The organism is Sphingomonas sp. BL-S-29 (assembly GCF_055521495.1).
Genome location: NZ_CM145482.1, coordinates 840,081 through 863,649 on the forward strand (window position 1 = coordinate 840,081; position 23,569 = coordinate 863,649).

The 23,569-nt window shown below is 66.4% G+C and carries 24 protein-coding genes and 1 tRNA gene; 19 read left to right on the forward strand and 6 right to left on the reverse strand.

Features of this window, described 5'->3' with window-relative positions:
* Nucleotides 1-90: 90 nt before the first annotated feature.
* A complete protein-coding gene (locus tag ACZ1I2_RS04070) occupies nucleotides 91-1,227 on the forward strand; it encodes a DNA methyltransferase (protein WP_465175054.1) in 1,137 nt (378 codons plus the stop codon).
* 112 nt (nucleotides 1,228-1,339) lie between these two features.
* The gene (folP, locus tag ACZ1I2_RS04075; protein ID WP_465170912.1) at nucleotides 1,340-2,404 is read left to right on the forward strand and encodes a dihydropteroate synthase; all 1,065 of its coding nucleotides are present in this window, start codon (nucleotides 1,340-1,342) and stop codon (nucleotides 2,402-2,404) included.
* On the opposite strand, the gene ACZ1I2_RS04080 is transcribed toward folP, so the two are convergent.
* Both ACZ1I2_RS04080 and ACZ1I2_RS04085 read right to left on the reverse strand, forming a co-directional pair.
* Nucleotides 2,401-3,615, reverse strand: coding sequence for a Gfo/Idh/MocA family protein (locus tag ACZ1I2_RS04080; RefSeq protein WP_465170911.1), 1,215 nt, complete (start codon nucleotides 3,613-3,615; stop codon nucleotides 2,401-2,403). The genes folP and ACZ1I2_RS04080 overlap by 4 nt on opposite strands.
* 102 nt (nucleotides 3,616-3,717) lie before the next feature.
* Complete coding sequence (locus ACZ1I2_RS04085; protein ID WP_465170910.1) at nucleotides 3,718-5,139, reverse strand: sigma-54-dependent transcriptional regulator; 1,422 nt, start codon at nucleotides 5,137-5,139, stop codon at nucleotides 3,718-3,720.
* Between the two features lie 144 nt (nucleotides 5,140-5,283).
* Here ACZ1I2_RS04085 and ACZ1I2_RS04090 point away from each other — a divergent pair, with 144 nt between their 5' ends.
* From ACZ1I2_RS04090 to ACZ1I2_RS04125, 8 genes are all read left to right on the forward strand, one after another.
* A complete protein-coding gene (locus ACZ1I2_RS04090) occupies nucleotides 5,284-5,412 on the forward strand; it encodes an aa3-type cytochrome c oxidase subunit IV (protein WP_465170909.1) in 129 nt (42 codons plus the stop codon).
* A 6-nt stretch (nucleotides 5,413-5,418) separates the two neighbouring features.
* Nucleotides 5,419-6,540 carry an NAD(P) transhydrogenase subunit alpha gene (locus ACZ1I2_RS04095; protein ID WP_465175053.1) on the forward strand — a complete coding sequence of 374 codons (1,122 nt, stop codon included), beginning with the start codon at nucleotides 5,419-5,421 and terminating at the stop codon, nucleotides 6,538-6,540.
* A gap of 56 nt (nucleotides 6,541-6,596) precedes the next feature.
* Nucleotides 6,597-6,986, forward strand: coding sequence for an endonuclease domain-containing protein (locus ACZ1I2_RS04100; RefSeq protein ID WP_465170907.1), 390 nt, complete (start codon nucleotides 6,597-6,599; stop codon nucleotides 6,984-6,986).
* 9 nt (nucleotides 6,987-6,995) lie between these two features.
* Nucleotides 6,996-7,295, forward strand: coding sequence for an NAD(P) transhydrogenase subunit alpha part 2 (locus ACZ1I2_RS04105; RefSeq protein WP_465170906.1), 300 nt, complete (start codon nucleotides 6,996-6,998; stop codon nucleotides 7,293-7,295).
* A gap of 29 nt (nucleotides 7,296-7,324) precedes the next feature.
* A complete protein-coding gene (locus tag ACZ1I2_RS04110; RefSeq protein ID WP_465175052.1) occupies nucleotides 7,325-8,737 on the forward strand; it encodes an NAD(P)(+) transhydrogenase (Re/Si-specific) subunit beta in 1,413 nt (470 codons plus the stop codon).
* Between the two features lie 230 nt (nucleotides 8,738-8,967).
* Nucleotides 8,968-9,909 carry a hypothetical protein gene (locus ACZ1I2_RS04115; protein WP_465170904.1) on the forward strand — a complete coding sequence of 314 codons (942 nt, stop codon included), beginning with the start codon at nucleotides 8,968-8,970 and terminating at the stop codon, nucleotides 9,907-9,909.
* A gap of 657 nt (nucleotides 9,910-10,566) precedes the next feature.
* Nucleotides 10,567-10,642, forward strand: a tRNA-Val gene (locus tag ACZ1I2_RS04120).
* Nucleotides 10,643-10,702: 60 nt separating this feature from the next.
* Nucleotides 10,703-10,975: a hypothetical protein gene (locus ACZ1I2_RS04125; RefSeq protein WP_465170903.1), complete on the forward strand. Its 273-nt coding sequence runs from the start codon at nucleotides 10,703-10,705 to the stop codon at nucleotides 10,973-10,975.
* Between the two features lie 4 nt (nucleotides 10,976-10,979).
* Here ACZ1I2_RS04125 and ACZ1I2_RS04130 read toward each other — a convergent pair whose 3' ends face one another.
* Nucleotides 10,980-11,543, reverse strand: a complete 564-nt coding sequence (locus ACZ1I2_RS04130; RefSeq protein ID WP_465170902.1) for a helix-turn-helix domain-containing protein — start codon at nucleotides 11,541-11,543, stop codon at nucleotides 10,980-10,982.
* Nucleotides 11,544-11,706: 163 nt separating this feature from the next.
* On the opposite strand from ACZ1I2_RS04130, the gene ACZ1I2_RS04135 reads away from it, so the two are divergent.
* Nucleotides 11,707-12,786: a DUF2855 family protein gene (locus tag ACZ1I2_RS04135; RefSeq protein WP_465175051.1), complete on the forward strand. Its 1,080-nt coding sequence runs from the start codon at nucleotides 11,707-11,709 to the stop codon at nucleotides 12,784-12,786.
* Here ACZ1I2_RS04135 and ACZ1I2_RS04140 read toward each other — a convergent pair.
* Nucleotides 12,768-15,620: a DUF2339 domain-containing protein gene (locus tag ACZ1I2_RS04140; RefSeq protein ID WP_465175050.1), complete on the reverse strand. Its 2,853-nt coding sequence runs from the start codon at nucleotides 15,618-15,620 to the stop codon at nucleotides 12,768-12,770. The two genes, ACZ1I2_RS04135 and ACZ1I2_RS04140, sit on opposite strands and share 19 nt — an antisense overlap.
* Before the next feature lie 148 nt (nucleotides 15,621-15,768).
* Between ACZ1I2_RS04140 and ACZ1I2_RS04145 the strand changes: the two genes are divergently transcribed.
* Nucleotides 15,769-16,431, forward strand: coding sequence for a glutathione S-transferase family protein (locus ACZ1I2_RS04145; RefSeq protein WP_465170899.1), 663 nt, complete (start codon nucleotides 15,769-15,771; stop codon nucleotides 16,429-16,431).
* Here the strand turns inward: ACZ1I2_RS04145 and ACZ1I2_RS04150 are convergent, their stop codons facing one another.
* The gene (locus tag ACZ1I2_RS04150) at nucleotides 16,432-16,653 is read right to left on the reverse strand and encodes a hypothetical protein (RefSeq protein WP_465170898.1); all 222 of its coding nucleotides are present in this window, start codon (nucleotides 16,651-16,653) and stop codon (nucleotides 16,432-16,434) included. It abuts the gene before it with no gap.
* 95 nt (nucleotides 16,654-16,748) lie between these two features.
* Here ACZ1I2_RS04150 and dapF point away from each other — a divergent pair, with 95 nt between their 5' ends.
* The 3 genes from dapF (at nucleotide 16,749) to ACZ1I2_RS04165 (ending at nucleotide 18,936) form a co-directional block, all read left to right on the forward strand.
* Nucleotides 16,749-17,690: a diaminopimelate epimerase gene (dapF, locus tag ACZ1I2_RS04155; protein WP_465170897.1), complete on the forward strand. Its 942-nt coding sequence runs from the start codon at nucleotides 16,749-16,751 to the stop codon at nucleotides 17,688-17,690.
* A 290-nt stretch (nucleotides 17,691-17,980) separates the two neighbouring features.
* Nucleotides 17,981-18,265 (forward strand): hypothetical protein, encoded by a 285-nt coding sequence (locus tag ACZ1I2_RS04160; RefSeq protein ID WP_465175049.1) that lies wholly within the window; start codon nucleotides 17,981-17,983, stop codon nucleotides 18,263-18,265.
* A gap of 125 nt (nucleotides 18,266-18,390) precedes the next feature.
* On the forward strand, nucleotides 18,391-18,936 hold the full coding sequence (locus ACZ1I2_RS04165) for a glycine zipper 2TM domain-containing protein (protein WP_465170895.1): 546 nt from the start codon (nucleotides 18,391-18,393) through the stop codon (nucleotides 18,934-18,936).
* A gap of 106 nt (nucleotides 18,937-19,042) precedes the next feature.
* Here the strand turns inward: ACZ1I2_RS04165 and ACZ1I2_RS04170 are convergent, their stop codons facing one another.
* Nucleotides 19,043-19,351: a UBP-type zinc finger domain-containing protein gene (locus ACZ1I2_RS04170; RefSeq protein WP_465170894.1), complete on the reverse strand. Its 309-nt coding sequence runs from the start codon at nucleotides 19,349-19,351 to the stop codon at nucleotides 19,043-19,045.
* A gap of 89 nt (nucleotides 19,352-19,440) precedes the next feature.
* On the opposite strand from ACZ1I2_RS04170, the gene ACZ1I2_RS04175 reads away from it, so the two are divergent.
* The 4 genes from ACZ1I2_RS04175 (at nucleotide 19,441) to ACZ1I2_RS04190 (ending at nucleotide 23,567) form a co-directional block, all read left to right on the forward strand.
* A complete protein-coding gene (locus ACZ1I2_RS04175; protein WP_465175048.1) occupies nucleotides 19,441-20,109 on the forward strand; it encodes a spermidine synthase in 669 nt (222 codons plus the stop codon).
* A 184-nt stretch (nucleotides 20,110-20,293) separates the two neighbouring features.
* The gene (locus ACZ1I2_RS04180) at nucleotides 20,294-20,506 is read left to right on the forward strand and encodes a cold-shock protein (RefSeq protein WP_465170892.1); all 213 of its coding nucleotides are present in this window, start codon (nucleotides 20,294-20,296) and stop codon (nucleotides 20,504-20,506) included.
* A gap of 431 nt (nucleotides 20,507-20,937) precedes the next feature.
* Nucleotides 20,938-22,065 (forward strand): OmpA family protein, encoded by a 1,128-nt coding sequence (locus ACZ1I2_RS04185; RefSeq protein ID WP_465170891.1) that lies wholly within the window; start codon nucleotides 20,938-20,940, stop codon nucleotides 22,063-22,065.
* Nucleotides 22,066-22,265: 200 nt separating this feature from the next.
* Nucleotides 22,266-23,567: a UDP-glucose dehydrogenase family protein gene (locus tag ACZ1I2_RS04190; protein ID WP_465170890.1), complete on the forward strand. Its 1,302-nt coding sequence runs from the start codon at nucleotides 22,266-22,268 to the stop codon at nucleotides 23,565-23,567.
* Nucleotides 23,568-23,569 lie beyond the last annotated feature (2 nt).

A 23,569-nucleotide genomic window follows, 5' to 3' on the forward strand; every position in this document is an offset into this window, starting at 1 on the left:
TTTGGCAAGCGTTCCCGTTAACTAAACTCTGCTTGACCCGAGTCCGTACATCCGCAGGGATGCACCGCTCTTCAATGGGGGTAGCTGGTAATGGGTGTGATCGAGAAGGTTAGGGCGCGCGCGGTTGCGCCAGTGGCGGACACGCTGCCGGGCGCCGAGCTGCCGCTCGACAGCATCATCATGCAGGACTGCATCACCGCGATGCGCGCGCTGCCGGCCAAGTCGGTCGATCTGATCTTCGCGGATCCGCCCTATAACCTCCAACTCGGCGGCGATCTCAGCCGGCCCGACGGCAGCCATGTCGATGCGGTGACCGACGACTGGGACAAGTTCGATTCGCTCGCCATCTACGACAAGTTCACCCGCGCCTGGCTGACCGAGGCGAAGCGCATCCTGAAGGACAATGGCGCGATCTGGGTGATCGGCAGCTATCACAACATCTTCAAGGTCGGCAGCGCGATCCAGGATCTGGGATACTGGATCCTCAACGACATCGTGTGGCGCAAGGCCAATCCGATGCCGAACTTCAAGGGCACGCGCTTCACCAACGCGCATGAGACGCTGATCTGGGCGTCGATGGGCGAGAAGGCACGCTACACCTTCAACTATCGCAGCATGAAGACCTTGAACGACGAGTTGCAGATGCGCAGCGACTGGGAATTCCCGATCTGCGGCGGTCAGGAACGGCTGAAGCGCGACGGCGTGAAGGTGCACCCGACGCAGAAGCCCGAGGCGCTGATCTATCGCATCCTGCTCGCCTGCACCAAGCCGGGCGACGTGGTGCTCGATCCGTTCTTCGGCACCGGCACCACGGGTGCGGTCGCCAAGCGGCTCGGGCGGCGCTGGATCGGCATCGAGCGCGAGGCGGGCTATTGCGCCGCGGCGCTGGAGCGGATCGAGGCGGCGCTGCCGCTCGACGAATCCGCGCTGGTGACGATGCAGTCGCCCAAATCCGCGCCGCGCGTGGCGTTCGGCACGATCGTCGAGAACGGCATGCTGGTGGCGGGCACCGTGCTGACCGACAGCAAGCGCCGCTTCCGCGTGACCGTGCGCGCCGATGGCTCAGTGATGAGCGGCGACATCACGGGGTCGATCCACAAGCTTGGCTCGACCCTGCAGAATGCGCCGGCCTGCAACGGCTGGACCTTCTGGCATTATGAAACACCGGAGGGGCTCAGGCCGATCGACGCGCTGCGGCAGGAATATCTGCTGGCGACTCAGCCTTAACCAGACGTCACCCCGGACTTGTTCCGGGGTCCATCGTGCCGCAGGAGCCCAACGCGCAAGATGTGCGGAACGATGGATGCCGGAACAAGTCCGGCATGACGAAAGAGGATCGATGACCAGGCTCCACCTCCGCCCCGTCCAGTTCGTCGACACGCCCATAGGCCGGGACGGCGAGGTCGCGCGGCTGGCGGGCGGGATGACGTGGTTCTCCGCTTATGAAGTAATCGAGGGCGGCAAGCGCCGCACCGTGCCGATCGCCGCCTTCGAGAGCGACCTGGGCGGGAACGAGCGGGCGGCCGGGCTGCATGCCGCGATCACCGCGCCCCGCCCGGCGCTGACCCTTGGTGAGCGCGTGCTGCGGTTCGACCAGCCGACGGTTGCCGCCATCCTCAACGTGACGCCCGACAGCTTCTCCGACAGCGGCAAGCTGACTGACCCGGCCGCGGCAGCCGAGGCCGGCTTCGACCTTTCGGTCAAGGGCGCGACGCTGATCGACATCGGGGGCGAATCCACCCGGCCCGGCGCGCCTCTGGTATGGGAAGGCGATGAAGTGAAACGCGTCGTGCCCGTCATCGAGCGGCTGGCGAAGAGCGGCGCGCTGATCTCGGTCGACACGCGCAAGGCGGTGGTGATGGAGGCGGCGCTGGCCGCTGGCGCGGCGATCGTCAACGACGTGTCGGCCTTGCTGTGGGACGACCGCGCGCTGGACGTGGTCGTGCGGACTGGCTGTCCGGTGATCCTGATGCATTCGCCCGACCCCAAAAAGGGCCCGCATGGCGGCGAAGGCTATGGCGACGTGCTGACCGACGTGTTCGACTGGCTCGAGGCGCGCGTCGCAGCAGTGGCGGCGGCGGGGGTCGATCGGGCGAAGATCATGATCGATCCCGGCATCGGCTTCGGCAAGTCGCTGCAGGACAATCTGGCGCTGCTCAACGGGCTCGCGCTGTTCCACGGCCTTGGCTGCCCGATCATGCTCGGCGCCAGCCGCAAGCGAATGATCGGGGCGCTGTCCAACGAGGCGCCGGCCGACCAGCGGCTGGGCGGGTCGATCGCGCTGGCATTGAAGGGCATCGAGTCGGGCATGCAATTGCTCCGCGTCCACGACGTGGCGGAAACGGTACAGGCGCTGCGCGTATGGCGCGGGCTGAAGGACGCGGCGCTGGTCGCAGCGCGCTAGGCGGGCAAATCCACCACGGCCGCCGGATCATGGGCGCGCCTGTAGCCCCAGTCGGTCTTCACCGTCGCGCCGCCCTTTGCCACCGATTCCAGGATCGCGGTCATCAGCCGAACGTCCTGCAGGCCTTCCTCGCCCGGGGTGACCAGAGGCACCTTGCCGCGCACGACATCGGCCATCCAGTCCATCTCGCGTTCGAACTGGTCGATCTCGGTGATCTTCGGCGCCCCCTGCGCGGCCGGCACGCCGATCAGGCTGAGCTTGTTGCCGCCATAGAAGCAGCCTGGATCGGCCACCAGCCGGCCATTCTCGCAGAACACCTGATAGGCCATGGTCCCGGCGCAGGAGAAGGAGGTGGTGCCGTTGGCGATCGTGCCCGAGGGGAAGCGGAACTGCCAGGAGACGACATCCTCGACGGTCCTGAAGCGCGGATCGGTGCGGTCGGTCTTCGCCCAGGCGCGGACCTCGACTGGTTCCTCGTTGAGCAGATAGCGCGACGCGTTGATGCCATAGACGCCCATATCGGCCAGCGCGCCGCCGCCCGACATCTTCATGTCGAGCCGCCACGCGTCGGACGGATCGGACAGGGTCGATTGCCGGCCCATATCGGTGGTGACGATGCGCGGCTTGCCGAGCGAGCCCGAGCGGAGCCGGCGCATCGCGGCCAGATTCAGCGGCTCGTAATGGCAGCGATAGGCGATCATCAGCTTGCGGTCGGCGGCTTTCGCGGCGGCGATCATCGCCTCGCAATCGGCGACACTGGTCGCCATCGGCTTTTCGCACAGCACATGCTTGCCGGCTTTCAGGGCTCGAATGGTGTATTCGGCGTGCATCGAATTGGGCAGGACGATGTAGACGACCTGGATGCGCGGGTCCTTCGCCATGCGATCGTAATCAGTGTAGTTGTAGATCGCATCGGTGGGCAGTCCGTTCTCCGCCGCGATGCGCCTGGCCTTGGCGGGATCGCCGCTGACGACGGCGACCAGCTTGGCGCTCTTCGCCGTCTTCAGGCCGGGGATGATCTGGCCAAGGGCGAGCTTGCCCAGGCCGACGACCGCGAAGCCGATCTTGTCCCCGTCAGGCAGCGCCGGCCTGTCCTGGGGTTGAGGAAGTGGGTTGCCGCCGGGCCTGGCGACCGCTGCTCCCGCGACGGCGACGGATGCACCGGCAAGGCCGAGCTCGATCAGGGTGCGGCGCGACATCTCGTTCGACATTCGGATCTCCCCCGGCTTCACGCGGCGACACGTCGCGGGCCGTGGAGAATCCTATAGCATATCGAAGGCGATGGTGACGAGATGATAGCGGTAACGGCGCTTTCAGGCGACGTTGTCGATGCCCAGCTCGCTGAGCTTGCGGTAGAGCGTCGACCGCCCGATCCCGAGCCGGCGGGCAGCCTCGGTCATGCGGCCGCGATAATGGCCGATGGCGAGACGGATCACATCCCCTTCGATGTCCTCCAGCGCGCGCAGATTGCCGTCGGGGTGAAAGAGGGTGATCCCGCCGCTGGGCGCCAAGGGCGAAGGCCCGGCCGGGCCATGACGCCGCGAGCCAAACGCGGTGATCTCCGGGAAATCGAGCCGGGTAAGGGCATCGCCATCACACAGCATGGCGGCGCGGAACAGCGCGTTCTGGAGCTGGCGGACATTGCCCGGCCAGTCATAGCTCCCGAGCAGGGCCAGCGCATCCTCGGTGATGCCGAGTTCGCGCAGGCCGGGCTGCTCGGCGATTCGCGCGAGGAAGTGGCGGGTCAGCGCCGGGATATCGCCGGCGCGCTCCCGCAGTGGCGGGATCGTCACATGGACGATGTTGAGGCGGTAATAGAGATCCTCGCGAAAGCGATCTGCCTCCACCGACCCGATCAGCCGCTGGTTGGTCGCGGCGATGATCCTGACATCGATTTCGCGAACATGGCGCGCGCCGATCGGCTGAATCTCGCCCGATTGCAGCACGCGCAGCAATTTGACCTGGGCGTCGAACGGCATCTCGCCGACCTCGTCGAGGAACAGCGTGCCGCCGTCCGCTTCCTGGAAACGGCCGATCCTGCGGTCGAACGCGCCGGCAAACGCGCCTTTTTCATGCCCGAACAGCTCGGACTCGATCAGGTTGGCGGGGATCGAACTGCAATTGACCGAGATCATCGGCTTCTTGCCGCGCGGGGAGGCGGCATGGATCGCCTCGGCCACCATTTCCTTGCCCACGCCGCTTTCGCCCTCGATCAGCACCGGGACCCGGGCGCGGGCTGCTTTGGCGGCGATGGCGAGGGCCGCGCGAAAATCGGGGGCGGAACCGACGATCTCGTCAAAGGCGAGCGTGGCGCGGACTTTTTCCGTCAGCGGGCGCAACTCGCCCGCTGCCCTTGGGGCGACCGCCGCGTCGAGTGCGCAGAGCAGCCGTTCCGGGGCGAGCGGTTTCACGAGGAAGTCGCTCGCGCCGGCGCGCATCGCCGCGACGGCATGCGCCACCGAGCCGTTGGCGGTCAGCATCAGGAGGGGCAATGCCGGGCAGCGCCGGCGAATTTCGGCAATCAGCGATGTCGCGTCGGCGTCCGGCGACCAGTGATCGAGCAGGATGGCGTCGAGCGCCACATCGTCCTGCCCGTCGAGCATGGCGATCGCCATCTCGCCGTCATCGGCGAAGATCGCGCGCCATCCCCGTCGCGCGGCGAGCGCCGCGACGAGACGGCGCTGCGCCGGTTCGTCATCGATCAGCATCAACAGCCGCTGCCGGTTGCGCGTCATCCCGCCCGTTCCAATGTCCCCGGATCGAGCGGTAACCATAGGGCGCAGATGTAAAGGGCGCCTTAACCGTCTCAAGGCGGGACTTGAGGGACGGCGCGGCGCCCGCTAAGCAGCCTGCACAAGTTTACAGGCAGGGGACGACCGATGGCCGGAGACGGCGAGATCAAGGTTCACGAAGCGACCTATCACAAGGTGATCGGGATGCTGAAATGGGGCGCCGTTGGCTGTTTCCTGATCGCCTTTCTGGTGATCTGGCTGATCTCCGGCAAGTAGCGCCGGGTGAAGATCGCGGTCCTCAAGGAGCAGGCCGCAGGGGAAAGCCGCGTTTCAGCGACCCCCGAAACGGTCAGGAAATTCATTGCGCTCGGCGCCGCGATGGCGGTCGAATCGGGTGCCGGCGAGGCCGCGTCCTATGCCGATGCCGACTATGCCGTGGCGGGCGCGACGGTCGGGTCGCGTGCCGACACGCTGAAGGATGCCGATATCGTGTTCGGCGTTCAGGGCCCCGATCCGGCGAGCCTGAGCGGCGCGGCGCCCGGCGCCTGGATCGTCGCGAGCCTCAACCCGTTCGGTGAGCGCGCCCGGATCGATGCCTATGCGGCGGGCGGCTATGAAGCGCTGGCGATGGAATTCATGCCGCGCATCACGCGCGCGCAGTCGATGGATATCCTGTCCTCGCAATCGAACCTGGCCGGCTACAAGTCAGTGCTCGATGCGGCGGCCGAATATGGCCGGGCCTTTCCGATGATGATGACCGCGGCGGGCACGGTCTCCGCCGCGCGCGTGTTCGTGATGGGCGTCGGCGTCGCCGGCCTCCAGGCGATCGCCACCGCGCGGCGCCTCGGCGCGCAGGTCTCGGCGACCGATGTGCGCTCGGCGACGAAGGAGCAGATCCAGTCGCTCGGCGCGAAACCGATCTTCGTCGAAAATGTCGTCGGCATCGAGGGCGAGGGATCGGGCGGCTATGCCGGCGAGATGTCGCCCGAATATCAGGCGGCGCAGGCCGAGCTGGTCTCGGGCCATATCGCCAAGCAGGACATCGTCATCACCACCGCGCTCATTCCCGGGCGCCCGGCCCCGCGGCTCATCTCGGCGGCGCAGGTCGCGTCGATGAAACCGGGCAGCGTGATCGTCGACCTCGCGGTCGAGCAGGGCGGCAATGTCGAGGGCGCGGTCGCGGGCGAGGTCGTGACCGTTTCGGGCGTGAAGATCGTCGGGCACCGCAACGTGGCGGGCCGCTTGGCGGCGGATGCCTCGGCGCTCTTCTCGCGCAACCTGTTCAACTTCCTCAGCGCCTTCTGGGACAAGGAAGCGGGCAAGCCGGTGCTCGACGCGGAGATCGGCGACGCGATCCGGCTGACCAGGGATGGAGCCGTTGTGAACGTGCGGCTGCTCGGATGATCCTCCCCGGCACGGGGAGGGGGACCAGCGAAGCTGGTGGAGGGGGGCTTCCGCACATGCTGCGCCCTGAAGTATCGATCGCCCGCAAACTCCGCCGCGAGATGAGCCTGCCGGAAGTCCAGCTCTGGCAGCGGTTGCGTGGCAAGGTCGGCGGCCTCAAATTCCGGCGCCAGCACCCGATCGGCCCCTATGTCGTCGATTTCTACTGCCGCGAGGCATCGCTCGTCATCGAGATCGACGGTGAAGCACATTCGCGCGGCGATCGGCCGGTACGCGACGAGCTGCGAGATCGCTTCCTGAGCGAGAACGGCTTGCGTATCCTTCGGGTCGCGGCCGCGCGAATCCTTCGCGACCCGGACGCTGCCGCTGCCGCGATCGCTGCATATGCGGCACGCCCCCTCCACCAGCCTGCGGCTGGTCCCCCTCCCCGTGCCGGGGAGGATTAAGGAAGAGCCATGGACTTCATCTCGATCCTGTCGATCTTCGTCATGGCCTGTTTCGTGGGCTATTATGTCGTCTGGTCGGTCACGCCAGCGCTGCACACGCCGCTGATGGCGGTGACCAATGCGATTTCCTCGGTGATCATCGTCGGCGCGCTGATCGCCAGTTCGGCGGCGGCGGGCGGGTCGGCCTCGTCGAAATGGCTGGGGCTGCTCGCGGTGGTGTTCGCCAGCGTGAACATCTTTGGCGGCTTCGCCGTCACCGAGCGGATGCTCGCCATGTACAAGAAGAAGGACAAGCCCGCGGCGAAGTGAGCGGCGTGAGGGTTTTGGGGGTTTAGCACATGCACGAAGCAGCACCGGTCAATCCCTGGGTAGCGCTGGCGTACCTGATTTCGGGCGTCTGCTTCATCCTGGCGCTGCGCGGCCTGTCGTCGCCCGCCAGCTCTCGGCGCGGCAATCGCTACGGCATGATCGGCATGGCGCTCGCCGTGGGCACCACGCTCTTCACGCATGAGATCGCGTCGCTGCCGGAAATCCTGATCGCGATCGCGATCGGCGCCGCGATCGGCGTGGTCACCGCGCGGAAGATCGCGATGACCGACATGCCGCAGCTCGTCGCCGCCTTCCACTCGCTGGTCGGCATGGCGGCGGTGCTGGTCGGTGTCGCGGCGTTCCTCAATCCCGAAGCGTTCGGGATCATGGGTGCCGATGGCGAGATATTGACGGTCAGCCGGATCGAGATGGGCCTTGGCGTCGCGATCGGCGCGATCACCTTCTCGGGTTCGGTCATCGCTTTCCTAAAGCTCAACGGGAACATGGGCGGCAAGCCGATCATGTTGCCCGGCCGCCATGTCATCAACCTTGGCGTGCTGGCGAGCATCCTCGGGCTGATCGCGTATTTCACTCAGGATCAGAGCCCCTGGATCTTCTGGACGGTCACGCTGCTCAGCTTTGCGATCGGCTTCCTGCTGATCATCCCGATCGGCGGGGCGGACATGCCGGTCGTGGTGTCGATGCTCAACAGCTATTCGGGCTGGGCGGCGGCGGCGATGGGCTTCACCTTGCACAACACGGCGATGATCATCACCGGCGCGCTGGTCGGGTCGTCGGGCGCGATCCTCAGCTACATCATGTGCCGCGCGATGAATCGCAGCTTCATCAGCGTGATCGCGGGCGGCTTTGGCGGCGACAGCGCGGCCAGCGGTGCCGCGGCGGCGACGGATCGGCCGTGGAAGCGCGGATCGGCCGAGGACGCGGCCTTCCTGATGCAGCAGGCGGAGCAGGTCATCATCGTGCCCGGTTACGGCATGGCGGTGGCCCAGGCGCAGCATGCGCTGCGCGAGATGGCCGACAAGCTCAAGGAGCATGGCGTTCGCGTGAAATACGCGATCCACCCCGTAGCGGGGCGCATGCCCGGCCATATGAACGTGCTGCTCGCCGAAGCGAATGTGCCTTATGACGAGGTGTTCGAGCTGGAGGACATCAACAGCGAGTTTGCCCAGACGGATGTCGCCTTCGTCATCGGCGCCAATGACGTGACCAATCCGGCGGCGAAGACCGACAAGACCTCGCCGATCTATGGCATGCCCGTGCTCGACGTGGAAAAGGCCAAGACCGTGTTGTTCGTGAAGCGCAGCATGGGCGGTGTCGGCTATGCCGGCGTCGACAATGATGTTTTCTATATGGACAACACGATGATGCTGCTGGCCGATGCGAAGAAGATGGTCGAGGAGATCGTGAAGTCCCTGGATTGAGCTCGGCGCCTGATTCTGGTCCAATCCGGCACATTGCCTGGTCGCTCCGCTTGACCATCGATTGCATCCATTTCGGTCGAAGTGCAGCGGCGATGCAGTCGCCTATTGAGCCATTTCGGGACTCATGCCTCCAATATGGATGTACTCATGACTAACCCATTCTTCATAAGTGGGTATTTCTGCCGCATTCCGGGCCGAGGGGGCGACCGGACCGTATGACGGTGGGGGCAATGACAGATTCGGCGACGGAGGCGACCTACGCCACGACCGTCCCCGCGTTGATCGTTGCTGACGACGACGGGGCAGCACTGGCCGCGCTGGACGCGGTCACGCTCGCCGGTGGTCGCCCGCTCGGCCGGGTCGGCTGGGCGCAAGCCGCAGAGCGCCTCCTTCAGCACAGCACGCTGGGCCTGCTGGTCGTCGAAGCCGAGGATGTTCCCGATGCCACGATTGATGTCATTCTGCCGCACCTCGATGCCCTTGCACGCGCCGTCGACGCGCGCGTCGTTGTCTCGTTCGCCCGCCATCAGCTCGACCTGGTCACGGCCCATTTGCTCGGCGGCCATGTCGACCTGCTCTGCGCGCCGTCGGTCGCCGACCGGGTCGCAACCTATGCGGTCGCACTGATGCCGCGCACTGGCCGGCTCAACGATTCGCGGCGCGACGCCGACTCGGCGCGCTTGCGGCGGCTGAACAGGGAGATTGCCCGGATCGCCGAGATCATCGCGCGCCTGAATCACGAGGATGAAGGTAATGCGATAGATGGTGGAGCGGGTCTGAAGGGCCGTCCGGCCGAGCGCGATGCGGCGCCCGACCATGAACCATCGCCAGTCACATCGCGCGACGTGCGCGAGGTGATCCGAGCGCGGCGGCTGCGCGAGCAGTTCTTCGATCGCGGTCTGTTCGAGGATCCCGCCTGGGACATGTTGCTCGACCTGTTCGTGGCGGATCTGGAACGGACACGGGTTTCGGTATCGAGCCTGTGCATTGCCGCTGCTGTCGCACCCACCACCGCGCTGCGCTGGATCGCGAAGATGACCGAGGCGGGTGTGTTCGAGCGCCATGCCGATCCCTTCGACAAGCGCCGCGCCTTCATCGCGCTGTCGCCCGGCGCGCGTGACGGGATGCGCGACTATTTCGCGGCGATGAAGCGGGCCGGCCCGATTACCTGACCATCATGCCTTACTTCAGCAGTGCGCCCGATGCGGTTCTACTCAACACGGGTAGCGAATCCTGCCGCTAGTGCTTCTCAATAGATCCAGGTTGCCGACAGACGAGTAGCGTTGTGCTAAGCTGTTGGGAGGAGAAGATGATTCGTGAGGCGCCCGATCCAGGAGGGGGATGAGGTATGCGCTTTTTGCAGCTGTTTCGGTGTTTGGTGGGGAAGCACCATCGCAACCGTCGGCGAGTTAAATTTGACGGCGAGAATTATCGCACCGTTTGTATCGGATGTGGTGCGCCCATGATCAAGGCTCACCACGGTTGGGAATTGGCGCGCGCCGAGTAGCTGGCGCGTTTTTCAACGATCGCGTGCATCTTTTTACGCGCTTGATGCGTACAGCGCCTCATGGAACCTCGTCTTATCGTCGCTTACATCATTATTTCTGTCCTCGCGCTCGGTGTAGCGATTGTGGCTCGGCGCGGCTACCGAGCGCACCGGCGCCGTTGGTATGGAGAATGAGCCGCGACCTTCTGGGGCGGTGATACCCGGTCTCGCCTGGGCATCCGCGATCAGAAAATAACGCGGGTTTACGCGAACCACGTTCCCGACTATCTCGCCACCGCGCGAGAAGTGCTGCCGCAGCCTTCCCAGCGTCTCGCGAGAGCGAGGGCGATTAGCTCAGTTGGTAGAGCGTCTCGTTTACACCGAGAATGTCGGCGGTTCGAGCCCGTCATCGCCCACCACCCTTTCCATCGGCACCGGCCTGCGCAGCAAGGTCGGCTGGCGAACAGGAGGCAGTGATCATGAGCACGTCCGACGACCGGCTGAACAAGCTGCTGGAAAACTTCATGGGGCATGTGATTTCGCTCGATGGCGTGCGCATGGCGCACCGCCATGTCATCGCGGAACTGCTCGCCCGCCTGCCGGACAGTGATTTCGTCGATGAATTGATTGCCGGTGCCGATGCGAACGAAGCAGAGCCAGGCGAGATGCGGCGCATGGCCGCCTATCGGGCCGAACTCGACGCGCTGGTCGAGGAAGCCCGCGCCACACGCGAGCAACGCGGCGAAAGCTAAGCGCTCAGAGCGATCTCAGTAGCCGTACCGCCCGGGCGATCCAGGGCGGATCTGCGACCACTTGCTGGCGCGTGCCGGCGCCCAGTGGCAGGATCTGAAGCTTGCCCTCCTCGCGGCCGATCAGGCGACCAAACAGGAAGCGGCCAGCCGGGCGCGGCACCAGGACATCGCGGTTGAGCGCGCGGACATAGGCGTCCGGTGCCAATGTCTCGCACCATAGCTCGTCGCCGGCGCGGTAGTCGCCGATACCGGCGGCGATCGTCACCGCGATCAGGCCGGGCGCGGGCAAGGGCGGCGCGACCGTAGCCGGGCGTCTGGGGGCATTCGCGCCGCCCGCGTCGAGTATCGCCGCCACGGCGATCTCGGCGCGCTCGGGCAACCTGACCAGGTCGGCCGCGGTGACGCCCAGCGCATCGGCGATGCGGTTGAGCCAGCCGACCGATACGGTGCGCGTGCCGGTCTCGAGCCGCCCGATGGTCTGCGCGGTGGTAGGCGGTGCGCAGCGCCGGGCGACATCGTCGAGCGTCAGCCCCTTGGCCCTGCGGACTTCGCGGATCGCGGTGATCATACCCCTCTCCTAACCATATCGGTTTCCCCTATCTCTCAAATGCGCCAGCGCGGCAAGGTTGCGGCATTTCGTGCCGGATTGGGCATCAACGGGGCTGGCGTCCGAGCCTTTGCGCCATCATGATGCGTGCCGCGCCGGTGGGGCGGCGCGAGGGAGGCCGGGGATGCCCGTGAAGCGTGAGATGATGGTCCGGCGCGACGATCTGAGCCAGACTGCGATCAACGAGACGTTGGTGTCGGAGCCGAAGGACGGCGAGATCCTGCTCGAGATCGAGGCCTTTGCGGTCACCGCGAACAACGTGACCTATGCCGTGGTGGGCGATCAGCTCGCTTACTGGAATTTCTTCCCGGCGCCCGAAAGCTGGGGCATCGTGCCCGTCTGGGGCCATGCGCGCGTGACCACGTCGCGGCACCCGGACATCGCGGTCGGCGAGCGGGTCTATGGCTATCTGCCGATGGCCTCGCATCTGATCGCCCAGCCGGGCAAGATCGCGGCGGACGGGTTCCGCGACATGGCGGCGCACCGCCAGCCGATGAGCCCGATCTACAACCAGTATCGCCGCCTCGCCGCCGACCCGGCGCACGATCCCGCGCGTGAGGAGGCGCGCATGTTGTTCGCGCCGCTCTTCACCACCAGCTTCCTCATCGGCGACCAGCTGCGGCGTGCCGACTGGCATGGTGCGGGCACGCTGATCGTGACCAGCGCATCGAGCAAGACGGCGATGGCAGCGGCGCATGTCGCGCGGGCCGACAGCCCGGGCGTACGGCGGATCGGGCTGACCGGGGCGTCCAATGTCGCCTTCGTCGAAGGGACCGGCCTGTATGACGAGGTCGTCGCCTATGACGCGCTCGACGGGCTGGCGGTGACGGGCAGCGCAGTGCTGGTCGATTTCGCCGGCAATGGCGCGCTGCTCCAGGCGCTCTACGAACAACTGCCCGGCCAGCTTGCCTATGTGCTGCGCGTCGGGGTGACGCATCATGACGAGCGCGGCGATGCCGGGGAACTGCCCGGGCCGAAGCCGATATGGTTCTTCGCGCCCGACGCGGCGACCGCGCTGATTGGCGAGATCGGACCGGAGGCGTTCAACGCCGCGCTGGCCGAGCGCTGGGCCGGCTTCGTCGCCGAGGCGGAGGGCTGGGTGAGCGTCGAGAAGGGCGCCGGTGCCGAAGCCCTGCAGCGGGTGTGGCGCGACCAGCTGGCCGGCCGCGCCCCGCCGCAAAAGGGTTATGTGCTGAGGCTCTGAACCGCGACGAAGCGGCGATAGGCCCAGCTGATCGCGATCAGCGCGATGCCTAGCCCCAGGAAGGAGAGGATCCGTAATATCCCCTCCAGGATCGCCGCGTCGATCAGGAACACCTTGAAGGTCACCAGGAACAACAGGCCGAGCCCGACGACGCGCAGGTCGCCCAGCCCCTGACGGATGCCATGGGTGAGCCAGACCAGCGCCAGCCCAAGGAAAGCGGCGGAATAGAGCCAGTTCTCGGTCCGGCCGATCGGGCCGGTCAGGATATCGCCATGCGTTGCCTGGCGGACGGTAGCGGCGACCGCGACGATGACGGCGGCGAGCATCGCCCCGCGCCACCAGCGATCGGCACGCCGCGGCCAGAGCCAGGCGGCGACCAAAGCCGTATCGAGCGTCGCCAGGTTGAGCAGCGGGATCGAGCCGACCGATTGCGGCACGAGCACCGGGCACAGGATCGCCAGATCGAACCAGACGAATCGGGCGAGCGCGACGGCGAGCAGGGCGGTTGCGATATCCCGCCGGTAGCGCGTGGCGAGCCAGGCGGCGGCGAAGAAGAGCTGGGTGATCGCCACGCGCTCGAGGAAGCCGAGCGCTTCGAATCGATCGAGATCGGCGATCGCAAGCGGCGCCTTGGCGAGCGTGTAGACGGTGATGGCGGCGATGCCCGCCAGCACCGCGACGGCGCGGTTTCGCCATGGGCCGGGCAGGCCGGGCGTTCGCAGCAGGGCGATGCCGATCAGGCCGCCGGACAGAGTCAGCTCGCGCAGGATCCTCGGCAGCGACGGCAGATAGAGATAGGTCAGCCGGCTTCCGCCGACCGATCCGACGGCCATCCAGAGAAGCGCGCCGATCAGCGGGATGGCGCTGGCCAGGGTGGCGAGTCCCCCGGCGACGGCCCAGCGGCGCGGGGCGGGGCACCAGAGGATCAGCGCGCCGGTCGCGGCGGCGAGGCCTGGCGTGTGCCAGGGGGCCGGCAGCAGCGCCGGGATGAAGCCGAGCGCCAGCGCGAGCGCGATCCAGCCAAGCGCGATGCGTATCCGTCCGGGCAGGAGCAGCCAGGCAGTCGCCGCGACGAGGCATGCCGGCAGCAGGCCGATCGCGACGAGGTCGGGCAACGCCGGCATGGGATCGGTCAGCAGGACGCTGGACAGATAGTGGGCGAACCGGTCGAGCTCGATCATCATCGCCGCGCCCGTCACCAGCAACGGTGCCGGTGCGAGATAGGTGAGCGACAGGTCGCGCGTTCGCCGCGACCAGGCGGCGATCGCCACGCCGATGACGAGCCAGACGGGCCAGCGCCATGGTTCGGCGATCACCTCAGCCACTGCCAGCCCAGCGAGCAGCGCGGCGACGGCCGTGCCGCCGGTCAGTCCGATCGAGGGTGTCAGCGTCTCGCGCGCTGTGTCGCGCCACCGCCAGGCGAGCGAGGCCCCAGCCAGTGCCGTCAGGCTCAACAGGCCCGCCCAGACGGCGGGCGGGAGCAGCTGGTGGGCGAGGGCGAGCGTCAGCAGCACTGGCCCGGCGGTCGCGCCGAGCGCGATGCCGGCCCAGAGCGTGCCGCGCCGGGCGAGCAGGTGGCCGGGAATGCCGAAGAGCAGGGCGACGGCAATTGCCGCCAGCGGGGCATGAGACAGTTCGTGTGCGTCGAGCGCAATGCCGAGCAGGGCGAGCACCAGTACCAGTGCCGCAGCAGGCCCGGGCACCAGCGCTTCGTCGCGCCAGCCGAGCCAGAGCGCGGCGGCGCTCAGCAGCAGATACAGCCCCCAGGCAAGCGGCCCGAAATCGAGCGCGGGCGCGAGGATCAGCAACTGGACGAGACCCGCGACCAGCGGGAGCAAACGCAGCCATGACCGCGTCGTGCCGGTGCGCGGCAGCGCCAGGGTCGCGGCGATCGCCAGCAGCACGACGAAGCCGCCGACTCCGGCGAGCTCGCGCCCGGTGACCATGGCGATCAGGATATTGACCCAGGCGAAGCCGCCGCCGCACGCCGCGACCGCGAGCCACACCCAGCCGCGCCGGATCGCGAGCCCGAACAGCGCAGCGACGAGCAGGCCGAGATAGATCAGCAGCGGCCCGATATTGCCCGGATCGAAGCTGGATACGAGCGGTGCCGCGAAGCCGCCGATCAGCGCCATGATCGCCGTCGGCGGGCCGTGGCGCAGCGCAAGGCCGAGACCGGCCGCCGTGACTACCACCATGATCGCAAAGGCCGGGGCGGCGCCGAGCAGATGATAGAGCTGTGCTGCGATGTAGAGCGTGCCGTACAGGCTCGCGATGCCTGCGCCGGCGAGCACCTGACCGACCCGCTTGTCGTCGCGCGTGGCGGGCAGCCGGCGGGCAACCTCGCTGGCGGCGACCAGCAGCAGCCCGAACAGTCCGGCGATAATCGTCCGCGCCGTCGGCCCGAGCAGCCCGTTCTCGATCGAATAACGCACCAGGAAGAAAGCGGAGAGGACCAAAGCCGCGCCGCCGACCCAGATCGGCAGCTTGGCGCCGACGATGTTCTCGAACCCGATCCGCACGGTTTCGCGCGTGGGAGGTCGGCGGGTTTCGGCCGGGGCCTCGACTGGTTCAGGCGCGACCGGCTCGGGCGGTATCGGCGGTTCCGGCACGATTGCGGGCGGTGGCGGCGCGGCGGCGGCCTGCGCTCGCTCCATGGCATCGGCTTGCTGAGGCTCGGTCGGTTCGGCGTGGTGAGTCACCCCGCGGGCACCGAGGCGGATCAGCCGGTCCTCCAGCTCGACGACATGATGCTCGAGCCGCCGTAGTCGCGTGACGAGCCGCTCCAGCACGACCCCGAGCGCGACGATGGCGATGAACAAGATGACCGTCACGCGCGACTCCCCCGCTTCGCAGCCATGGCGATGTGCCACAGTGTCCGCCGCGTGTCTCGTCTCGCGGCCCGAGGATTAGTTGCAACATGCAACTGATATGCTAGGGTGTTCCCAACAAGAAAAATGGACCGGGAAAGGGAGCTCAGCGATGATCGTCTATGGATCGAGCATGTCGCCGTTCGTGCGCAAGGTACTCGCTTTCGGGATCGAGAAGGGCATCCCGCTGGAATTGTCGCCTGCCGGCATGGGGCGAGGCGGCCCGGCGTTCGAGGAATGCAGCCCGTTCGGCAAGATGCCCGGCTTTCGCGATCCCGGTGCCGATAACGGCCGGGATTTCTGCATCTCGGATTCGACCGCGATCATCACCTATCTCGAGGCGAAGTTCCCCGAGCCGAACATGATTCCGACCGACCCGATCGCACGGGCGCGGACGATTTGGTTCGAGGAATTCACGGACACGATCATGTTCGCGATGGCCGGCAAGGTGTTCTTCAACCGCTTCGTGGCGCCCAAGGTGCTGAAGCAGCCCGGCGACGATGCCCTGGCCGATGCGGCGGTGGAAATCGAATTGCCGCCGTTGCTCGACTATCTGGAGACTCAGGTCACCGCGAGCGGTTATCTGGTCGAGGATCGCATCACCCTGGCGGATATCGCCGTGGCGAGCCCGTTCGTGAATCTGGGCCATGTCGGCTGCCCGATCGACGTGGCGCGCTGGCCGAAGACGGCGGCCTATGTGCGCGGCATCCTGGCCCGGCCGAGCTTCGCGCCGATCGTGGCGGCGGAACAGGCGTTCATCGCGCGAGTAGCCTGATCAGGCTGGCCGGAAACGCCCCCACCAGCGCCGCGCGGCGACGATCGCCCAGACGCCTTCGACGAGCCCGAACGGCCAGGCGCCCTGCAGGAATCCGTACGCCGAGCCGAGCAGGCAGAACAGGGCGAAACCGAGCCCCCACCAATGTGATCGCGCGTCGAACGCATAGCAGATCAGCATGCCGGTGACGGCGAAGAGCCCGAACGCAGTGAGCAGATCCATCGCCGTCCTCCTGTCGCTAGCGCGGTTCGATCATCGCCCCGCATCGGCCGCGGCGATGGTGGAGCATCGCCGCGATTTCGGCTAGGACGCCGCCCATGAACTTCGACTTCATCAAATGCCATGGTTCGGGCAATGATTTCCCGCTGATCGACGCGCGCGAGATCGACCTCGACGACGCGGTCTGGGCCGGTGTCGCGCGCGCGCTGGCGGATCGGCGCGGGCCGGTCGGCGGCGACGGGCTGTTGCTGCTGACGCCGGGCGACAAGATCCACGCCTTCGGCATGCGTATGTTCAATTCGGACGGCAGCGAAGCGGAAACCTGCCTCAACGGGCTGCGCTGCGTCGCCCGGCTCGGGTTCGAGCGGCAGGGCATCGACCGCGCCTTGGTGCGCCTCAAGACCAGCGCGGCCGAGGCGGCGCGCGATGCCGACATCGCGCCGGGCGTGATGACGATCCGCGAGACGGCAGGCCCCGCCGATCTCGACGTGACGCGCTGGCCGCTCGGGATCGACGCGCATGAGATCGTGCAGCAGCCGATCGCCCTGTTGCCGACGACCCGCAGCTTCACGGCGGTGGCGATGCCCAACCCGCATCTGGTGAGCTTCGTCGACTCGGTGGACGAGGCCGAACTGGTCGCGGTAGGGGAGGTGTGCGAGGCGGCGCCCGACTGGCTGCCGAACCGGGCCAATGTCTCCTATGTCGAGATGCGGCCGACCGGTCTGTTCGTGCGCACCTTCGAACGCGGGGTCGGCCTGACCGACAGCTGCGGCAGCGCCATGGCGGCCTCGACCTTCGCTGCCTGCCTGACCGGCCGGGCCGAGTTCGGCGCCGAGTTGACCGTGTTCAACCGCGGCGGGCTGGTCCGCGCCCAGGCGGAGAGCGACGGCATGGTCCGCCTGTCGGGCAATGCGACCTTCGAATGGGAAGGATCGGCCGAGGTCGACTGGGAGCGCGGGCTGGCGGGCGACCTGATCGTCGCGCGGCATTTCGACGCCGAGATCGCTGCCTGGGCCGGGGTGGTCGAAGCGATCGGCTAGCATTCGGCCCCTCCCGCCTTCTATTTCACGCGGATTTTTCTTCACCTGCTATGCCGATAGCAGGTGGAGAACAGGTGCCCGACAGGAGCGCCAGCGGGATCGGATCTTTTCCAGCCGACCGCCCGCGATGCTGGCAGCGCACCGAGGATGTTGAATCGACGTTGCAGCATTCTTGCCAGCTGTTTTCGTCGGAAACCTGTACCTAAGCCGACAAGCATGTTCAGCAACCATGCTCGAACTGGGGCGTATTCCTCCTCATCGCCCGATACATGGGCATGAGAGGAGTTGTCATGAAGATCACCACCATGCTTGCCGCCGCTGGCATCGCCGTTGCGTCGATGGGCGTCAGCACGAGCGCCATGGCGCAGAACTGGGGCCATGACCGGGACGGTTATCGCGACGGGTACCGCGACCGCGATGGCTATCGCGACCGTGGCGGGTACCGTGATCGGGACCGGAATCACGATCGCGGCCGTCACTATGGCTATGACCGCCGCCATTATGGCTGGGATCGCCACCGCAGCCATTGCCGGACGATCTGGCGCTATGGCCACCGGGTCCGCGTCTGCCGCTGATCAGCGACGCATGAGGGGCGGCGACCATGGTCGCCGCCCTTTATTGTCGCGTCGCCGGGTTGCAACCTTGCAACGTTAGGCCATGTCGCTCGTTCTGCACACGTAACATCATCCGGAGAGCATCAATGAGTCGCTTCACCAAGATCGTCGTCATCGCGGCCACCAGCTGCCTGGCGATCGCAACGCCGAGCTTCGCGCAGACCGCGCAGGACGATGCCCGTTTCCGGCAGGCGCAGCAGCGGTTCCAGAACGAGCTGCAGATATTCCAGCAGGAATTCGACCGCTACCAGCAGGCATCGCGCAACCGCGGTGGCTATGGCGGACCGGGCGGCGGCTATGATCGCGGCCCGGGCGGCCCCGGCGGCTATTATAACGACGATCGGGTCGAGAGCGACTACGAGCCGTCGCGCTATTATCGCGACGGGCCGACCTATCGCGAGCGCGTGCTGAGCGCCGACGAGCGCGTTTATCGCGGCAATGACGGGCGTTATTATTGCAAGCGCAACGACGGCACGACCGGCCTGATCGTCGGCGCGGTCGGCGGCGGCATCCTGGGCAATGTGATCGACGGCGGCCATTCGCGCGGCGTCGGCACGATCCTTGGCGCGATCGTCGGCGGCGTCGCTGGCAAGTCGATCGACCAGAACAACCAGCAGGTGAAGTGCCGCTGATCCGATGGGTGCCGCCGCGCGCGGCCCCCTCGCTCTGAAATGGCTTAACCGGATCGGCGCTGGATTCGACAGAATTCCGTGCCGGTCCGGTTCGCTTCTATTTTGCCTAGATGAACCGCGGGATCGGCCGCGGATGCGGCGTCATGCGATCCGACAGGTCGAAATCGACTTCGTCCACATAGCACCAGCCCCAGCCTTCGGGCGGGTCATAGCCTTCGATGATCGGATGTCGGGTCGCGTGGAAATGCGCGGTGGCGTGGCGGTTGGGCGAATCGTCGCAACAGCCGACATGGCCGCACGTGCGGCAGAGGCGCAGATGGACCCACCAGTCCCCCGTCTTGAGACACTCCTCGCACCCGTCCGCGCTCGGCGCGACGTCCCGGATGCCGTCCAGATGCGTACATGACTCGCTCATGCCGATACGGTAGCGCAATTGTCGCCGCCGCCAACCCTGTACGGCCAACCCTGTACGGAAGTGCGGCACATCAGGACGAAAGAGCGGCAATGGTTCCCCGGATATTGATCGATACGACGCAGGTCCCGGGCGGCGGTGAGCTGCGGCTGTTCCGGCGCGGCGATGAATTCTCGATCATGCTCGGCGCGAACGAGCTGATGAACAATCGCGTTTCGGGCTCCGAAGAAGCCCTCGCGACGCTGGTGTGCGAGAGACTGGTTGCCGTGAAGGCGCCGCGGCTACTGATCGGCGGTCTCGGCATGGGCTTCACCCTGCGCGCAGCGCTCGGCCGGGTCGGGCCGGACGCGTCGGTCACCGTGGCGGAGCTGGTGCCGGCGGTGGTCGCCTGGGCGCGCGGGCCGATGGCGTCGATCTTCGAGGGGAGCCTCGATGATCCGCGCGTGACCATCGCCGAAGAGGACGTCGCAGCGCTCATTACCGCGGCGCCGGGGGCCTGGGATGCGATCCTGCTTGATGTCGACAACGGGCCTGACGGGCTGACCCGGCACGGCAACAACCGGCTCTACAGCGCGACCGGCCTCGACGCGGCGCGATCGGCGCTTCGACCGGGCGGGATCCTTGCGGTGTGGTCGGCGGCGCCCGACGCGAAATTCGTCCGGCGCCTGGAGACGGCCGGGTTCGCGGTCGATGAGGTCGTCGTCAAGGCGCGGGGCGCACGGGGCGCTCGGCACCTCATCTGGCTGGCGAAAAGGCCCTGACGATTGCTGGCGCCCGGCACGCGCGCCTCGGCACATCTCGTCCCTGCACGATAGTCCGATCGAATATGAGCCACGCCTGCCGGGCCGCTTGGAACAATATGGGGATAATTGTTACTCACGCGGAACATAATGGCTTGGAAGGCCTGCGGGGCTGGCATAGGCTTACGGCGAGAGGAGAGAGACCATGGCGACCGGAACGGTAAAGTGGTTCAACGACGCAAAGGGTTTCGGCTTCCTGACCCCGGACGATGGCGGCGAGGATTTGTTCGTCCATTTCTCCGGCATCAACATGCCGGGCTTCAAGACACTCGCGGAAGGGCAGCGGGTGTCGTTCGACGTGATCGAAGGGCCCAAGGGCAGGCAGGCGGCGAATATCCAGGCAGTCGACGCGGGGTGAGGCGTCGCGGCCGCCGGGGCAGGCCATTGGCGCCCCCCGGGTTTAAGCAGACATCGCGCCGATAATCCGCCCGATCGGCGGTTTCGCCGCAGCGGCGGCGAACTATAGCCAAAACGGGCTTAATATCCTTCGCAGGCGCAGCATCGGCGCCGCTCGGACACGGGCCGATCCTGGGCCGCTCTCGCGTGGAGACCTGGCCGGCGCGCGCCGGCCAGGCAGGGTGCATCTGCGTCGTTTGTGGGCCGCACGTGCGTGACCGCCCGGTCCGACGCTCCTTTTTCGGAGAGCCGCAGATCATCGAGATCGGCAAAAAAACCGCCAAAGCTGTTGCGCTTCGGCAACAGCCCCCGGAATTTGTTCGCTTGCGCGGAAACCTTCCTTTGGGTAGGGAGTTTGCGCTGTCCGAGTGACAACGAAGAAAGGGGATTTTTATGCGGAAGCTTGCCGTTGCTATGGCGCTTGCCTCCACCGCTCTCGCCACACCTGCCCTGGCCCGCGATGATTCGTGGTATGTGGGTGTCGAAGGTGGTGCGCTGCTCGTCGAAGATATGCATTTTGATATCGGCGCGCTTTCCGACGCAGCGACTGTCGACCATCATTATGGTTATGATGTCGACGGCGTGATCGGTTATGATTTCGGCGCGTTCCGCGTTGAAACCGAAGTCGGCTACAAGAGCTCGACCGTCGACGCCTATTCGTCGACGACGACCACCCCGATCCGGAACGCCGCCGGCGTGCCGATCAATGCTCCGGCGGGCACTTATGACTATGCCGGTGGCCGCACGACCGCCCTCAGCTTCATGCTGAACGGCCTGCTCGACTTCGGCGACGATGACGGCATCCAGGGCTTTGTCGGCGGCGGTGTCGGTGTCGCTCGTGTCAAGACCCGCATCGGTCTGAACACGTTCAGCAACTTCATCGACGATTCGGACACGGTCTTCGCATGGCAGGGTATCGCCGGTCTGCGCGCTCCGCTGACCAGCCATCTCGATGCGACGTTCAAATATCGTTTCTTCAACGCCGACAATGTCAAGCTGGTGGACGTTTCGGGCCGTGCGATCGATACCCGCTATCGTTCGCACAGCATCCTGGGTGGCCTGACCTACAACTTCGGCGCTCCGCCGCCGCCCCCGCCGCCCCCGCCGCCCCCGCCGCCTCCCCCGCCGCCGCCTCCGCCGGAGCCGGTTCCGGTCGTGGCGCCGCCGGTCTGCTCGCCTGGCCCGTTCATCGTGTTCTTCGAATGGGACAAGTCGGACATCACGCCGGACGCGTCGTCGATCCTCGACAACGCCGTCACCCAGTATCAGAACTGCGGCAATGCGCAGGTCATGCTGGCCGGCCACGCCGACCGCTCGGGTTCGCCCGCATACAATGTGGGTCTCTCGCAGCGTCGTGCGGACTCGGTGAAGTCGTATCTGTCCGCACACTCGATCCCCGAGGGTGTGATCTCGACGGAAGCGTTCGGCGAAAGCCGCCCGCGCGTCGCGACTGCCGACGGAGTCCGCGAGGTTCAGAACCGCCGCGTGGAAGTCACCTACGGACCTGGTTCGGGCAACTAAGCCCGGCCTTCAGTTCGGAAGAATCGAGAGGGAGATCGGCTTGCCGGTCTCCCTTTTCGTTTGCGCCCGACATGTCGTAGCGGCGATGCCGATCCGACATGGGCCATGGCCCGCCGGCAGGGCTGGCAATCACTTCCTGTTCCGCTAGAGGAAAGCGGTCCGGGTGGCGGCGCCACCACATATCAAACAGGGTATCAGGCATGCGGATTACGATGATCGGTTCGGGCTATGTTGGCCTGGTATCGGGCGCCTGTTTTTCGGATTTCGGCCATGAGGTGATCTGCGTCGACAAGGACGCCAGCAAGATCGCCGCGCTCGAGGCCGGCAAGATGCCGATCTTCGAACCTGGCCTGGACACGCTCGTGGCGACCAATGTCGCTGCCGGCCGGTTGAGCTTCACCACCGACCTCAAATCAGCCGTCTCCGGTGCCGACGCCGTGTTCATCGCGGTGGGCACGCCGTCGCGGCGTGGCGACGGCCACGCAGACCTGACCTACGTCTTCGAGGCCTCGCGCGAGATCGCCGCGGCGATCGACGGGCCGATCGTGGTCGTCACCAAGTCGACCGTGCCGGTCGGCACCGGCGACAAGGTCGAGGAGATCATGAAGGAGGTCGCCGGCGATTATGAGATCGCCGTCGTCTCCAACCCCGAATTCCTGCGCGAGGGCGCCGCCATCGGCGACTTCAAGCGCCCCGACCGCATTGTCGTCGGGACCGAGGATGCGCGTGCGCAACAAGTGATGCGGGACATCTATCGTCCGCTCTACCTCAACGAGAGCCCGATCCTGTTCACCGGGCGCCGCACGTCCGAGCTGATCAAATATGCGGCGAACGCGTTCCTCGCGACCAAGATCACGTTCATCAACGAGATCGCCGATCTCTGCGAGGCGGTCGGGGCGAATGTGCAGGACGTGTCGCGCGGCATCGGGCTCGACAACCGCATCGGTTCCAAATTCCTCCATGCCGGCCCGGGCTATGGCGGCTCGTGCTTCCCCAAGGACACGCTGGCGCTGCTCAAGACGTCCGAGGATTACGAGACGCCGATCCGGATCGTCGAGGCAGTGGTGCAGGTCAATGACAACCGCAAACGGGCGATGGGCCGCAAGGTAATCAAGGCGCTGGGCGGCGATGGCAAAGGCAAGACGGTCGCGATCCTCGGCCTGACCTTCAAGCCGAACACCGACGACATGCGGGACGCACCCAGCCTGGCGATCGTACAGAGCCTGCTCGATGCTGGTGCGACCGTGCGGGCACACGACCCCGAAGGCATGGAGGTCGCGAAGAAGATGATGCCGAGCGCCACCTATTGCAGCGATGCCTATGAGGCGGCCAAAGGCGCCGACGCCGTCGTGATCGTAACCGAATGGGATACCTACCGCGCGCTCGATCTTGGCCGGCTCGCCGGTGTGATGAACGGCAAGGTGATGGTCGACCTGCGCAATGTCTATCGCGCGCGCGAGGTCGAGAAGGCCGGTTTCGCGTACAGCTCGATCGGGCGTTGAGA

Bases quoted from the DNA above. Each gene is read 5' to 3' on its own strand.
- ACZ1I2_RS04130 (WP_465170902.1), bottom strand. From the start codon at position 11,543: ATGATCACCGCGATCCGCGAAGTCCGCAGGGCCAAGGGGCTGACGCTC.
- ACZ1I2_RS04145 (WP_465170899.1), top strand. From the start codon at position 15,769: ATGATCGTCTATGGATCGAGCATGTCGCCGTTCGTGCGCAAGGTACTC.
- folP (WP_465170912.1), top strand. From the start codon at position 1,340: ATGACCAGGCTCCACCTCCGCCCCGTCCAGTTCGTCGACACGCCCATA.
- ACZ1I2_RS04185 (WP_465170891.1), top strand. From the start codon at position 20,938: ATGCGGAAGCTTGCCGTTGCTATGGCGCTTGCCTCCACCGCTCTCGCC.
- dapF (WP_465170897.1), top strand. From the start codon at position 16,749: ATGAACTTCGACTTCATCAAATGCCATGGTTCGGGCAATGATTTCCCG.
- ACZ1I2_RS04175 (WP_465175048.1), top strand. From the start codon at position 19,441: ATGGTTCCCCGGATATTGATCGATACGACGCAGGTCCCGGGCGGCGGT.
- ACZ1I2_RS04110 (WP_465175052.1), top strand. From the start codon at position 7,325: ATGCACGAAGCAGCACCGGTCAATCCCTGGGTAGCGCTGGCGTACCTG.
- ACZ1I2_RS04190 (WP_465170890.1), top strand. From the start codon at position 22,266: ATGCGGATTACGATGATCGGTTCGGGCTATGTTGGCCTGGTATCGGGC.
- ACZ1I2_RS04170 (WP_465170894.1), bottom strand. From the start codon at position 19,351: ATGAGCGAGTCATGTACGCATCTGGACGGCATCCGGGACGTCGCGCCG.
- ACZ1I2_RS04150 (WP_465170898.1), bottom strand. From the start codon at position 16,653: ATGGATCTGCTCACTGCGTTCGGGCTCTTCGCCGTCACCGGCATGCTG.
- ACZ1I2_RS04105 (WP_465170906.1), top strand. From the start codon at position 6,996: ATGGACTTCATCTCGATCCTGTCGATCTTCGTCATGGCCTGTTTCGTG.
- ACZ1I2_RS04125 (WP_465170903.1), top strand. From the start codon at position 10,703: ATGAGCACGTCCGACGACCGGCTGAACAAGCTGCTGGAAAACTTCATG.
- ACZ1I2_RS04100 (WP_465170907.1), top strand. From the start codon at position 6,597: ATGCTGCGCCCTGAAGTATCGATCGCCCGCAAACTCCGCCGCGAGATG.
- ACZ1I2_RS04165 (WP_465170895.1), top strand. From the start codon at position 18,391: ATGAGTCGCTTCACCAAGATCGTCGTCATCGCGGCCACCAGCTGCCTG.
- ACZ1I2_RS04090 (WP_465170909.1), top strand. From the start codon at position 5,284: ATGGCCGGAGACGGCGAGATCAAGGTTCACGAAGCGACCTATCACAAG.
- ACZ1I2_RS04080 (WP_465170911.1), bottom strand. From the start codon at position 3,615: ATGTCGAACGAGATGTCGCGCCGCACCCTGATCGAGCTCGGCCTTGCC.
- ACZ1I2_RS04180 (WP_465170892.1), top strand. From the start codon at position 20,294: ATGGCGACCGGAACGGTAAAGTGGTTCAACGACGCAAAGGGTTTCGGC.
- ACZ1I2_RS04115 (WP_465170904.1), top strand. From the start codon at position 8,968: ATGACAGATTCGGCGACGGAGGCGACCTACGCCACGACCGTCCCCGCG.
- ACZ1I2_RS04070 (WP_465175054.1), top strand. From the start codon at position 91: ATGGGTGTGATCGAGAAGGTTAGGGCGCGCGCGGTTGCGCCAGTGGCG.
- ACZ1I2_RS04160 (WP_465175049.1), top strand. From the start codon at position 17,981: ATGAAGATCACCACCATGCTTGCCGCCGCTGGCATCGCCGTTGCGTCG.
- ACZ1I2_RS04135 (WP_465175051.1), top strand. From the start codon at position 11,707: ATGCCCGTGAAGCGTGAGATGATGGTCCGGCGCGACGATCTGAGCCAG.
- ACZ1I2_RS04085 (WP_465170910.1), bottom strand. From the start codon at position 5,139: ATGACGCGCAACCGGCAGCGGCTGTTGATGCTGATCGATGACGAACCG.